This window comes from Nibrella saemangeumensis, from assembly GCF_039541915.1.
Lineage (GTDB): Bacteria > Bacteroidota > Bacteroidia > Cytophagales > Spirosomataceae > Nibrella > Nibrella saemangeumensis.
Genome location: NZ_BAABHD010000022.1, coordinates 107805 through 120880, shown reverse-complemented (window position 1 = coordinate 120880; position 13076 = coordinate 107805). Strand labels below are relative to the sequence as shown.

Genomic DNA, 13076 nt, shown 5'->3' with positions numbered 1-13076 from the left:
GCGGTCGTTGGTGGCCGACGCCTGATGCCCTAACGACTGGTGACTATTGACCATCGACTAATAAAACCAACCGTAACTTGAATGCTACAGCCATTAGCATACGTCCATCCCGAAGCTAAAATAGCCCATAACGTTGTTATTGAGCCATTTGCCGTAATCCATAAGGACGTTGAAATACAGGAAGGCACGTGGATCGGTTCCCACGCGGTGATTAATGAAGGAGCCCGGATCGGGCATAACTGCCGCATTTATCCCGGTGCCGTCATCTCCGCCATTCCGCAGGATCTGAAATTCAATAATGAGTACACGCTGACGTACGTCGGCGACAATACCACCATCCGCGAATACGCCACCATCAGCCGGGGTACCGAGGAGCACTGGAAGACCGAGATCGGCAGCAACTGCCTGATCATGGCCTACACCCACGTAGCCCACGATTGCCGCATCGGCAATAACTGCATCCTGACCAACAATGTGCAGATGGCCGGCCACGTCCATATGGGGGACTGGGCTATTATCGGCGGCTCCAGCTCGGTCTTACAGTTTACCAAAATCGGGGCCCATGCTATGGTGTCGGGTGGCTCGCTGGTGCGGAAAGATGTACCGCCCTATACCAAAGCGGCCCGGGAACCGCTTGCCTACACGGGTATTAATTCCGTGGGCTTACGCCGGCGAGGCTTTACCAACGACAAAATCAGCGAAATTCAGGAGATATACCGCTTTATTTACCTGCGGGGTCTGAACAACGCCGAGTCGCTGACCCAAATTGAGCTGGAGCTGCCCCCCTCCAACGAACGCGACGAAATCGTCAACTTCATCCGTACCTCCGAGCGCGGCATCATGCGCGGCCCGTCGAGCGTCGGCGTCGAGAAAGAATAAATTTGCTTGATGTTTCAGTTTCAGCGGGGCCGGCCCCGCTGAAACTGAAACCTGGAACCACATGAAAATTCTCGCTGAACAACTGGGCAAAAAATACCGGAAAGAGTGGATTTTTCGCCGGGTTGATCTGGAACTGACCGCCGGAAACAGCTACACGTTTGTGGGTCCCAACGGCAGCGGCAAATCAACGCTGCTGCAACTACTGGCCGGCAGTCTGCCGCTGACGGAGGGTAAGCTCACCTTTTACCGACATGGGCAGCCGCTGGAGGTCGACGACTGGTTCCGGCAGGTGGTGATTGCCGCTCCCTATTTAGAACTCATCGAAGAGCTGACACTTCTGGAACTGCTGGCCTTTCACCGGCAGTTCAAACCCTTCAAAGCCGACTACACGCCCGAAGACATTATCGGCCGGATGCAGCTGACCCACGCTGCCCACAAGGAGATCAAATTCTATTCGTCGGGGATGAAGCAGCGGGTAAAATTGGGGCTGGCCTTTTACTCCGATGCACCGGTAGTCATTCTCGACGAGCCCACCTCGAACCTGGACAAACAGGGAGCCGCCTGGTACCACGACCACGTGCGGCAACTCACCTCCGATCAATTGCTGCTGATCGGCTCCAATCAGCCCGCCGAGTACGATTTTTGCCCCCATATACTCGATATTACCCGCTGGAAGTAATCGCTCCTTTTCGGTTTAGGAATAGTTTTTTGTAGATTTAACGCCTGTTCTTTAGCCGATTCCGGTATGTTGCGTATCTACTACACCATTCTTTCACTCGTTCTGTTTTGCCTGTCGCTCCAGGCCGCACCCTCCAGGGGGATCGCGTTTGTGGAGAACCGGGGGCAGTGGTCTGCCGATGTCCTCTACCGGGCCGACCTGCCGGGCGGCTTTCTGTACCTGAAGAAAAACAGCCTGCACTACGTTTTCTACGACGCCCAATCGTTAGCCGACCGGCACGCGGGCAAACCCGAAGCGTATGCGAATGCCTCATTGCGGGTTCACGGTGTCGAAATGGAACTTGCCGGCAGCCGCCCCGACAGCCGGATCGAAGGGCTGCACCGGTCCGCCATTCCGGTTAACTATTTCCTGGGCAACAACCCCGCCAAATGGGCAGGCAACGTCCCCTCCTACGCCGAAATCATTTACCACAACGTATACCCCGGCATCGACCTGCGGCTGTATGCCTTTTACGAAACGCTGAAATACGAATTTATCGTCCAGCCCAACGCTGACCCCTCGGTGATCCAGCTGGTATACCAGGGGGCTGATAAGCTGCGAATGGACGACAAACGACTGATGGTCGAAACCAGTGTTCACACGTTTCGCGAAAGCCAGCCCTACAGTTATGTCAGCCAGAACGGCAAAGCCATAGAAGTGGCGGCTAACTGGGAGTTGACCGGGACAACTGCCCGCTTTGCGTTCCCGAATGGCTACGACCGTTCCCAAACGCTCACCATTGATCCGGAACTGGTATTTGCCACCTACACCGGCTCCAAGGCCGACAACTGGGGGCATACCGCCACTTATGACGCCGACGGCAACCTGTACGCCGGCGGTATTGTCTTCGGAGCCCAGATGACGGTGTCGAAGGGCGCGTATCAGGTTAGCTTCGCGGGTGAGATCGACGTGGCTATTTTCAAATTCAAAGCGGATGACGGGCAGCTTCTGTACTCGACATTCCTCGGTGGTAGCCTGGTGGAGACGCCAAACAGTATGATGGTCAACAGCAAAGGCGAGCTGGTCATCTACGGCGTTACGGCCTCATCGAACTTCCCCACGACCGAAGGAGCCTTCAGCCGGAAATTTTCGGGAGGGCAGCCGTTCACCCCCTCCGGCAATACGGCACCAGCGGGCCCGACGGCCCCGGTGAGCAGCATCTTTTTTCGCCAGGGTACCGATTTGTTCGTCAGTAAACTCAGCCCCACCGGAACGTCTCTTCCCGCCAGCACGTATGTGGGCGGCAGCCAGAATGACGGGCTGAACTATACCATTCAAAACCTGAACATTCATAACTACGGCGACGAGTTACGGGGCGAAGTCGTGGTGGACCCCAGTGACCGGGTGTTTGTTTCGACCGTCACTACGTCCGCTAATTTTCCGGTTACGACGGGACAGTTTGGCGGTCTGGCCGACGCTATTGTTCTGCGGCTCAGCGCCGACCTGCGGCAACTGGAGTGGGCCACGTTTCTGGGAGGTAGCGGCTATGATGCCGCCTACGGGCTGAAGCAGGGACGCTCCGGGGCGCTGTTCGTCACCGGCGTCACCCATAGTACTAACCTGCCGGGCACGACGGGCGCTTATCAGACGACCCTGGGCGGGGAAGAAGATGCGTTCATTGCCCGGTTTACCAATGACCAGCTTGACCGGGCCACGTATCTGGGCACGGCTAGCGATGAAGTCGGTTACCTGGTTGACATTGACCCGGAAGAACGCCCGTACGTCTTTGGCCTCACCAACGGCACCTACCCGGTTACGGCGGGTACGTATCGGAATACCGCCAGCGGCCAGTTCATTCATGCGTTGTCGACCGACCTGCGGCAGTCGGTACTGTCGACCGTAGTAGGTTCGGGACGACCGGGGGTAGTCGATATTAGTCCCACAGCGTTTCTCATCAATGAATGCGGCAATATTTACCTCTCCGGCTGGGGGGGAGTCGTGAACCAGCGCACGGGTAACAACACAGCCAGCAACACCACCAATCTGCCGGTGACGGCCAATGCCTACAAAAGCACGACCAACGGCAGTAACTTCTGGATTGCGGTGCTGGAGCGGGAGGCCAAATCGCTGCTGTATGCCACCTATATGGGCAGCGATAGTCCGGCCAATCCCCTGAACGATCGGGGCGACCACGTCGACGGGGGTACCTGCCGTTTCGACAAGACCGGGGTCATCTACCACTCCGCCTGCGCCTGTGGCGGCACTCGTTTCCCCACTACACCCAATGCCTGGTCAAAGACCAACAATAGCGATAACTGCAACAACGTCGCTTTTAAGTTTAATATCGACCGGTTGAAAGCCGCCTTTGATACGTACGAAGGAACTAAAAAAGACGTAGTGGAAGGCTGCTCTCCGCTGACGCTCGACTTTGTGAATACCAGTGAGGGTGGCATTCGCTACGAATGGACCATCACCGGTGGTCCCAAATCAACGGCAGAGGACCAGGTGAACTATACGTTTGACAAACCGGGCGAATACCTGGTCACCCTCCGGGCGTATAACCCGCTAACCTGTCAGCTGGTCGATTCGGCAAAGCGGGTGATTACCGTGCGGCCCGCTAACTTCCGGATCAGCCGCGACACCACCCTATGCGCCGGCCAGGCGGTGCAGTTGCAGGCGCAGGGAGCCACCAAATACACCTGGACTCCGGCGGAAGGTATTACCACGCTCGCCGTTGCCAATCCGGTCGTCAATCCGCAGAAGACCACCACTTACACGGTGGACCTGGCCAATGAGTTTGGCTGTACCGCCCGGCGGAGTGTAACAATCACCATCGATGAATCATACCGGCCAGCCTTCGAGCTGGCTACCTCGACGAACTGCGGACAGCCGATGCGCCTGGAGTTTACCAATAAGACCGCAAATGCCGAGCGGTATGTCTGGTCGATGGGCAACGGCGACACGCTCCGCACCACCACACCGGAAGGCTATCAGTATACGAATTCCGGCCGCTACGAAGTGACGCTGACCGCGTACAGGAATGGCTGTTCACTGGCGCTTTCCCTGCCGATTGACGTAGAGAACATGAGTGATATACCGAACGTAATCACCGCCAACGGCGACGGTAAAAACGAAGTATTCGACATTGGTATCCGGGGTGCCAGACTGGAGATCTATAATCGCTGGGGTAAGCTGCTGTATCGGTCGGAAAACTACGCCAACGACTGGGGCCCCAGCGTACCGCACGGTACCTACTACTACCTGATGACCACGCCGAGCGGCACCAAATGCAAGGGCTGGCTGGAAGTGTTGCAATAAACAATTTGTTATCTTTGTATCAAACACTTCGTAGCGTATGAGAAAAGTATTGTCACTCGTTCTGATACTGGGTATGGCTGCCGGTGCCTTTGCCCAGCAGGAGTCTGTTAGCTACCACGGCAAGAAAATCTCCGATAAAGGAGCTATTCCGGCGACCCAGCTGACCACCAAAATGAACGGAAAGGAATCGCTGAACACCAAAGTAGAGGGCACTGTCGAGTCCGTTTGTCAGGCCAAAGGCTGCTGGATGAAGGTAAAGACCAGCGATGGCGAAACGATGCGGGTCAGCTTCCGGGATTACGGTTTCTTTGTGCCCAAAGATATTGTAGGCAAAACAGTAGTGGTGCAGGGTACGGCCCAGACAACAACCACTTCCGTTGCCGAACTCCGGCACTACGCCGAAGATGCCGGGAAGAGCAAAAACGAAATTGAAAAAATTACCCAGCCCGAGAAGGCGCTGACCTTTGTAGCCGATGGCGTCATTGTAAAACGTTAACAGCCTCACGGCCGATCCTAAACAGAAAAACCGCCTTTTGGGGCGGTTTTTCGTTACGGTAGGTACTCTAATGTACCAAGTAGTTGGCAACTAAGTACACCACAAATGTACCCGACTGTTCGCCTGGGGTAATTAAGCCGCTGTTAAACCTATGTTAGTGCTTCATTAAAAAAATTCTTCCGTATTTCAGGAGACTTAGCGACAAACCAGCAGGACGTTTTGCTAATATTATTCATAAGAAAATATATAAGAACCACTTATTTAATTAATATTACCCGGCAAGCCCACATGTTGACTCATTCTATATGCGGAATAGGATTATGCCGGTCAGACCTACTGCTTCGAATGACAGACCGCGCGTCAACGGAAAGTTTCTTTCCGTCAACGGCACCAGGTTCTACATCAAAGGGATAACCTACGGTACATTTCAGCCGGATGCCGGGGGGAATCAGTTTCCTTTACCCTCGCAGGTCGAATTTGATTTTTCGCTCATGGCCCGCCACGGTATCAATGCGGTGCGAACCTATACGCTCCCCCCACCCTACCTGTTGAACCTGGCTCTGCAGTATGGCCTGAAGGTCATGGTAGGGCTGCCCTGGGAGCAGCAAACCACCTTTCTGGATGATGCCAACCGGGTACAGGCCATTATCCATCAGATGCAGGACGCTGTTCGGGCCTGCTTCCATCATCCGGCCATCCTGTGCTACACCATCGGCAATGAAATACCGGCGCAGATTGTCCGCTGGTACGGGCCGAAGCGCATTGAACAGTTCCTCCACCGGCTTTATGAGGCCGTTAAATCCGCTGATCCGGACGGCCTGGTTACCTACGTCAATTATCCCACTACTGAGTACCTGTCGCTGCCGTTCCTGGATTTCGACTGTTTCAATGTTTATCTGGAGACGGAGGACAAACTGCGTGCATACCTCTCGCGGCTGCACAACCTGACGGGCGACCGGCCCCTGGTGCTGACCGAGATCGGCTTCGACAGCCAGCGCAATGGGGAGGCAAAACAGGCGGAGGTGCTCGACTGGCAGATACGCACCCTCTTCGGCAAAGGCTGTGCCGGAACGTTCGTTTTCGGCTGGACGGACGAATGGTGGTGCGATGGCCACCCTATTGAAGACTGGGACTTCGGGTTGGTCGACCGGCAACGGTGCCCCAAACGAGCGTTACAAACGGTGGCGAAAGCATTTGCCGATGCCCCCTTTTCTCCGCAGGCGACACTGCCCAGGATCTCGGTGGTCGTTTGCAGTTACAACGGAGCAGCTACCATCCGCGACTGCCTGGACAGCCTGCTGCACCTGGATTACCCCGACTTTGAAGTCATTGTCGTCAGCGACGGCTCTACCGACCAGACCGCTGACATTGTCCGTCAATACCCGTTCAGGCTCATTACCACACCCAACCGGGGCTTAAGCTGCGCCCGCAACACGGGTTTGGCAGCCGCCACCGGAGAAATCATCGCCTACCTTGATGATGATGCGTATCCGGACCCGCACTGGCTGCGTTACCTGGCCTACAGCTACCAGACTACGGGTCATGCGGGAGTCGGCGGACCTAATTTACTGCCCGAAAGCGCGGGATTGCTGGCGACTTGTGTGTTTCATGCGCCCGGAGGACCAGTTCACGTGCTGACTACCGATGAAATTGCGGAGCACATTCCCGGCTGCAATATGTCGTTCCGGCGGGAGGTGCTGCTGGAGATCGGCGGCTTTGACCCTGTCTACCTCACGGCCGGTGATGATGTCGATATCTGCTGGCGGGTGCAGCAGCAGGGCTATACCATTGGCTTTCACCCGTCGGCCACGGTCTGGCACCACCGGCGTAGCTCCCTGAAAGCGTACTGGAAGCAGCAGCAGGGCTACGGCCGGGCCGAAGCCCTGCTGGAGCGGAAGTGGCCCGGGAAATACAATACCCTGGGCCACCTGACTTGGGGCGGTCGTCTCTACGGCAATGGCCTTACTCAACCACTGGAGTTGCGCCGACGGAAGATCTTCCACGGCATCTGGGGCAGTGCGCCTTTTCAATCGGTCTACCAACCGGCCTCCAGCCTGGTAGCCTCCCTGCCGCTGATGCCGGAGTGGTACCTGCTGACCGGTCTGTTAGGGCTGCTATCGGTACTTGGATTGGCGTGGTCACCGTTGCTTTGGGCGCTGCCGGGTTTCGTGGCTGCGCTGGCGATTGTGCTGATGCAGGCCGGAATCAGTGCCGTGAAAGCGCCTTACAGGGCTTCCACTACAGGACAGCAGGGCTGGTTCTGGTTACTGACCAGTTGGCTGCACGTGATTCAGCCGCTGGCACGACTGTATGGCCGGCTTACCTACGGACTGACGCCCTGGCGAAAGCGGGGACCAACGCATTACCGATCAGCCTACCTGTTTTACCACAGCCGGGTGTTTACCCGGTGGGCCACCGGCCGGCGATCGCCGGCCGAATGGCTGGTCACTATGGAGCAGCAGCTAAAGGCCATGAATCTGCGAGTGCGTACGGGGGGGGAATTCGATACCTGGGACTTAGCGGTGAGCGGTGGTTTCTGCGCGTCGGTTCGGGCGATACTGGCGGTGGAACAATACGGCGGGGGACAGGTGCTGCGCTTCCGGTGTTCGTCCCGGTATTCTGTCACAGCCGGAGTGCTGCTGCTTTCCCTGGGGGCAGTAAGCGCTCTGTCGGCCATGAACCAGGCGTATCTGGTGAGTCTGCTGCCGGGCCTGCTGGCGGGTATGTTGCTGGTGGGCTTCTTTACCGGCAGGGCACGGGCAATGGCCGCGCTGGCACACGCATTTGGGCAGCCGCAGGCCATACTGCTGTCTGAACCTGAACCCACTGTGGCATCTGACGTAAACACCGTTTCGTTTGGCTGACCAAACGTACCTGCCCCGACCCCGGCTACACATGAAAAAATCGCTGCTTCTCGTTCGCATGTTCCGCTATGTAGCCCGGTACCAGCTAAAACTGTCCGGGCTCATTCTGCTGGCATTACTTGGCGTCGGTTTTGAGGTGCTGAAGCCCCTGCCGCTGAAAATCATTATTGACTCTGTGCTGAACAGCCAACCACCACCTGCGCTGCTTCTTAGCTGGATTGGTGACTCCGCCTGGCTGACCGGCAAGAGCACTCTACTGCTGGTTTGTCTGGCGTTTCTGATACTCAGCGCCATGGGAAGCGCGCTGATTTCCTTTCTGGTAACGGGCTATACCGCCCGCCTGTGTCAGCGATTGGTGAACGACCTGTCCCTTGACCTGTACGCTCAGCTACAGCGATTATCCGTTTCTTTTTACACCCGAAACAAAGTAGGTGATCTGCTGCAGCGGATGAGTGGTGACGTCTTTGTCATTTACTTTCTGGTGGCGCAGATCACCCTGCCGGCCATTACCTCCCTGGTTTCGCTGGGGGCTATGTTCTACATCATGGCTTCTATCAACTTGACCCTGGCGCTGGTAGCCTTGTCGGTGGTGCCGCTGCTGGTCATTTCGTTAGCGGTTTTCTCGAAACCGATGGAAAAAACGACCGAAATTCAGTACCAGAAACTGGGGGATCTATCGGCTTTTGTGCAGCAGAGTCTGGCCTCCATGCGCATTATCCAGGCGTTTGTCAGAGAAGGCTATATGCGGAAGCAGATGGAGCTTTTTACGTCAAAATACAGCCAGGCCTTTCAGCGGGCAACGCAGGTGTCGGCGGGGTATAATCAGTTATCAACACTCATTACCGGGCTGGTCGGTGCCGTCGTGGTCGGCATAGGTGCCAGTCAGGGGATGAGCGGTACCATTTCGGCCGGTGACCTGTTCGTCTTTCTGGGCTACATCACGGCGCTGTACGGTCCCGTCAATTCCTTGTCGATCGCCATCGGCACCAGCGTGGTTATTACCTCGCGTAGCAAACGGCTGTTTGACATTCTGGATTCCAAAGAAACCGTCGCTGATAATCCGGGTGCGGTTGCCCCCGCCAGCCTGGGGGGGGCGATCCGATTTGACCATGTCGACTTCGGCTATGGCCAGCCGGGCCAGCATCAGCCAACGCTCCATAACATCACGCTGACTGTGCCGACCGGGCAGACCATTGCCATTGTCGGGCCCACCGGAGCCGGCAAAAGCTCGCTTATTTCGCTGCTATCTCGCTTTTATGATCCCTGGAGAGGAAAAATCACCATCGACGGGCGCGATCTGCGGGACTTGCCGCTGCACTACCTGCGGGAGAACATTGCCCTGGTGCTGCAGGACCCGTTCCTGTTCCCGATGACGGTCGCCGAAAACATTGCCTTCGGCAACCCGCAGGCTACACCGGAGGAGGTCCGGGCGGCTGCGCAGGCGGCTCAGGCCCACGATTTCATTATGAGGTTACCCCAGGGCTATGACACGCTGATCGTGGAGACGGGAGCTTCCCTGTCGGGCGGTGAAAAGCAACGCATTGCCCTGGCCCGCGCTTTTCTGAAACAGGCTCCCATTTTGATTCTGGATGAACCCACCTCGGCCCTGGACGCCCTGACCGAAGCCAAAATATTTGCGGCCCTCAGCCGGCTGGCAGCCGGAAAGACCGTATTCATTATTACCCACCGGTTGTCGACCATAAAACATGCCGATCTGATCGTCACGCTCCAAGATGGTGCCGTGGTCGAAAGCGGCACGCACCAGAGTTTGCTGTCGACGGGAAAAACGTACGCGCAGATGTATAACCACCAGCAAATTGCCTAAACCCACCCAAGTGATACCGTAACGCATGAAACGATTGCTTCTCTGGCTTGGCGTAACTCTCCTGACCTCAGCTGCTATAGCCCAGATCCGGCCGGGCGCGCCCACCCCGGTCCCGGCCCCCCGAGCCGGTTCCTCCGCGTTTGCCATTGGTGAAGTGGTCGGCTCGGTTGTCGACTCGGTCGACGGTAAACCGGTGCCGTACGCGTCCCTGGCCTTGCTGAACGCCGATAACCGGCTGGTCATCGGCGTTATCACCGACGATCTTGGTGAGCTGTCCTTTGTAAAGCTGCCCAACGGCCGCTACCGGTTATCAATTTCCTGCATTGGGTACGAGGCTAAAATGCTGAACAACCTGCTGATTACCGACAACCGGCCAACGGTCGACATTGGCCGTATCCGGCTGCGGCCCGACCGAAAAACCCTGAAGGAGGTTGTTGTAACGGCACAGCGGGCCCTGCTGGAAGATAAAGGTGACCGGCTGGTGTACAATGCCGAAAAAGACATTGCGGCCGGGGGAGGTACGGCGGCCGATGTCCTCCGGCGCATCCCCATGCTCAGCGTGGATATGAACGGGAATGTGAAGCTGCGCGGCAATCCAAAAATTAAGGTATTGCTGAACGGCAAGCCTTCCGGTCTGCTGGCCCGTAACCTGGCCGAAGCGCTGCGCCAGATTCCGGGTAGCCAGATCAAATCGGTTGAAGTAATTACCAGTCCGGGAGCCCGGTACGATGCTGAAGGTACGGCAGGGGTCATTAACATCATAACCCGCAGGCCCCGGCAGGGCATCAACGGCGGTCTCAACGGCTCACTGGGCAACTTGGTCCGGTCAGCAGGCGGGTATGGCAGTATCCAGGGACGGAAGCTGGGCCTTTACCTGACGGGCGGGTATTATGAATACCGGACGATTGCGTACGCTGATGTGTACCGGACGTCGCTCCAGAACGGACAGCCAATAAACACCCTGTACCAGCGCATTGATCAGGATAATACCGGGACTGGCGGAAATGCCGAAGTCAGCCTGGACTACGACATCGACTCAACCGCCCGGCTGAGCCTATGGCTATACGGCTGGGGTGGCAACTGGCCCAACAACAGCCGCGTACACAGCCTGCTGACCGATACCCGGGGCCGGACCATGCAGGAGTTTCAGCAGGATATCCGGTATCTGGACACCTACCGGAACGGAGAGGTCAATCTGGCGTACACCAAAACTTTTCAGCGAACCCAGTCAAAGCCGGTTATCGGCCCCTCTGCCGCCGGGCCAGCTATTCGATCTCCAGTCGACAAGAGCCTGAAGCCGGAATTATCGGTGATGATGCAGAGGAGCAATATCCCGGACAAATACATCTATACTGCGGAGCAATCGACCATGTCTGAAGTGGTCACCTATCGGGAGCGGAGCCTGAATCTAAGCCGGAATAATGAGTTTACCGTTCAAAGTGATTTTACGTATCCCTTCCGGGTCCGCAACCGGCGGGACACTACCCTGGCGAGCGCGGAGATTGGGGCAAAAGCCATTCTGCGCGACATCGGCAGCGATTTTTCCCTGGAGCAGGCTACCAATGGCTCCACTAATTACCAACCCAATCCGAATCGGTCCGATGTCTTTGATTACCTCCAGCAGGTGTATGCCGCCTACACGTCACTGCGGATGGCTAAAGCCGGAAAATGGAGCATCAACGCGGGTGGGCGGCTCGAACGTACTTACCTGGACGGCAACTTTTTTGGTCCGAATTCAGCCCTGAACCGGCAGTACCAGAACCTGATTCCCAGTTTTACGTTTTCGCGGACGTTCAACGACAAGCACACGTTCCGCCTGAGCTACACCCAGCGTATTGCCCGACCCGTGGTTTGGTACTTGAACCCGTTCATCAATTCCAGTAACCCTAAATACCTGATTACCGGTAACCCCGAGCTAAATCCGGAGCTGACGCACTCCCCGGAGTTCTCCTACAGCCTGTTCACCAAAAAAGGGCTTTTCATCAACTCGGCGTTGTACTACCAGCGGACCGACAACGCCATTGACTACCTGCTTTCCATGGACGTCAACGGCATTTCGTTGTGGAAGCCCCAGAATATAGCTCAGCGTACATTTTACGGGCTCCAGGTCAGTGCGAACGGCCAGCCGGTCAAAAATATGAACCTATCTGGCGGAGGCAACCTGCAATGGGCCGATCTGACCAGCGCAGCCCTCAGCCAGCGCAATCAGGGCTGGGTATGGAGCGCAACGGCTAATCTGTCGTACCGGATCGGCAAGGGATTTACGGTGCAGGCCGATGGTAACTACAATGCCGGGGCCATTCTGTTACAGGGGAAATCACTGGCCTGGTACTCCTACACGGTATCAGCGAAAAAAGAACTCTGGAACAAGCGGGCTAGTGTCGTAGTCACGGCCAATACGCCGTTTCACCATGAAATCCGCCAGGACACGTACCTGGATACCCCGGCGTTTACCTCGTTCAGTCGCAATGCCACCGTTACGCGGTCGGCCCGGATCTTTTTCTACTGGCAGTTTGGACAAAGCAACACCGGTACCGGCCGGCAGCGGAAACAGATTACGAACGACGATAAAGCGGGTAGCCGGACGAGTAACCGGTAACCGGAAGGCCAAGCAGCTGCGCAGCCAGAATGAACACGGATAGGTACGACCACCCTGGCACCCGGCAATGGAAATTCAGCAAAGCCTGTCGCCGTCTGATACCGTTCCGCTGGTGCGGTGATCGCACGGAAAGAAGCCTGTTTCGGGCGTTGAGCAGATCGGGCGAAGCACCCGGTACCGTTACCGACAGCAGGTCAGCTACGTGCAACAAGCCCAATTCGGCATCAAACAACTGCCGGGCCGACCAGTTGGCCGGCTCCGGCAGTTGCCATCGGGCAGGAACTGCGGCCGTTGCTGGCCGCGTATATGGGTGGTGTGGCGCGTTCATGGTGTTGTTTACTGTTCGTTGAGTCAAAGTAAATTCACCATAAGCGTAATCTTTTTACGTTGTACGTCGGACAAGCAACAAATTCTTACCTTGGTGGTTGTTTTCTGGT

8 protein-coding genes are annotated in these 13076 nt (G+C 56.5%); 7 read left to right on the top strand and 1 reads right to left on the bottom strand.

Annotation, left to right across the window (positions count from 1 at the left end; all coding sequences use genetic code 11):
• Positions 1 to 81: 81 nt before the first annotated feature.
• The 7 genes from lpxA to ABD949_RS08445 all read left to right on the top strand — a co-directional run bounded on the left by lpxA (position 82) and on the right by ABD949_RS08445 (position 12639).
• Entirely contained in the window at positions 82 to 879 is a 798-nt protein-coding gene (gene lpxA, locus ABD949_RS08475; RefSeq protein WP_345242502.1) for an acyl-ACP--UDP-N-acetylglucosamine O-acyltransferase, read from the top strand.
• Between the two features lie 61 nt (positions 880 to 940).
• Entirely contained in the window at positions 941 to 1558 is a 618-nt protein-coding gene (locus tag ABD949_RS08470) for an ABC transporter ATP-binding protein (protein WP_345242500.1), read from the top strand.
• A 66-nt stretch (positions 1559 to 1624) separates the two neighbouring features.
• A complete protein-coding gene (locus ABD949_RS08465; protein ID WP_345242498.1) occupies positions 1625 to 4855 on the top strand; it encodes a DUF7948 domain-containing protein in 3231 nt (1076 codons plus the stop codon).
• Between the two features lie 37 nt (positions 4856 to 4892).
• Positions 4893 to 5351 carry a DUF4920 domain-containing protein gene (locus ABD949_RS08460; RefSeq protein WP_345242496.1) on the top strand — a complete coding sequence of 153 codons (459 nt, stop codon included), beginning with the start codon at positions 4893 to 4895 and terminating at the stop codon, positions 5349 to 5351.
• A gap of 305 nt (positions 5352 to 5656) precedes the next feature.
• The gene (locus ABD949_RS08455) at positions 5657 to 8215 is read left to right on the top strand and encodes a glycosyltransferase (RefSeq protein ID WP_345242494.1); all 2559 of its coding nucleotides are present in this window, start codon (positions 5657 to 5659) and stop codon (positions 8213 to 8215) included.
• Between the two features lie 31 nt (positions 8216 to 8246).
• A complete protein-coding gene (locus ABD949_RS08450) occupies positions 8247 to 10040 on the top strand; it encodes an ABC transporter ATP-binding protein (RefSeq protein ID WP_345242492.1) in 1794 nt (597 codons plus the stop codon).
• Between the two features lie 25 nt (positions 10041 to 10065).
• Complete coding sequence (locus ABD949_RS08445) at positions 10066 to 12639, top strand: TonB-dependent receptor domain-containing protein (protein ID WP_345242490.1); 2574 nt, start codon at positions 10066 to 10068, stop codon at positions 12637 to 12639.
• Here ABD949_RS08445 and ABD949_RS08440 read toward each other — a convergent pair.
• Complete coding sequence (locus tag ABD949_RS08440; RefSeq protein ID WP_345242488.1) at positions 12596 to 12967, bottom strand: hypothetical protein; 372 nt, start codon at positions 12965 to 12967, stop codon at positions 12596 to 12598. The genes ABD949_RS08445 and ABD949_RS08440 overlap by 44 nt on opposite strands.
• Positions 12968 to 13076: the final 109 nt, after the last annotated feature.

What these genes read in the sequence shown, in the direction of transcription:
- lpxA (WP_345242502.1), top strand. Translation starts at nt 82, where the DNA reads ATGCTACAGCCATTAGCATACGTCCATCCCGAAGCTAAAATAGCCCAT.
- ABD949_RS08470 (WP_345242500.1), top strand. Translation starts at nt 941, where the DNA reads ATGAAAATTCTCGCTGAACAACTGGGCAAAAAATACCGGAAAGAGTGG.
- ABD949_RS08465 (WP_345242498.1), top strand. Translation starts at nt 1,625, where the DNA reads ATGTTGCGTATCTACTACACCATTCTTTCACTCGTTCTGTTTTGCCTG.
- ABD949_RS08460 (WP_345242496.1), top strand. Translation starts at nt 4,893, where the DNA reads ATGAGAAAAGTATTGTCACTCGTTCTGATACTGGGTATGGCTGCCGGT.
- ABD949_RS08455 (WP_345242494.1), top strand. Translation starts at nt 5,657, where the DNA reads ATGCGGAATAGGATTATGCCGGTCAGACCTACTGCTTCGAATGACAGA.
- ABD949_RS08450 (WP_345242492.1), top strand. Translation starts at nt 8,247, where the DNA reads ATGAAAAAATCGCTGCTTCTCGTTCGCATGTTCCGCTATGTAGCCCGG.
- ABD949_RS08445 (WP_345242490.1), top strand. Translation starts at nt 10,066, where the DNA reads ATGAAACGATTGCTTCTCTGGCTTGGCGTAACTCTCCTGACCTCAGCT.
- ABD949_RS08440 (WP_345242488.1), bottom strand. Translation starts at nt 12,967, where the DNA reads ATGAACGCGCCACACCACCCATATACGCGGCCAGCAACGGCCGCAGTT.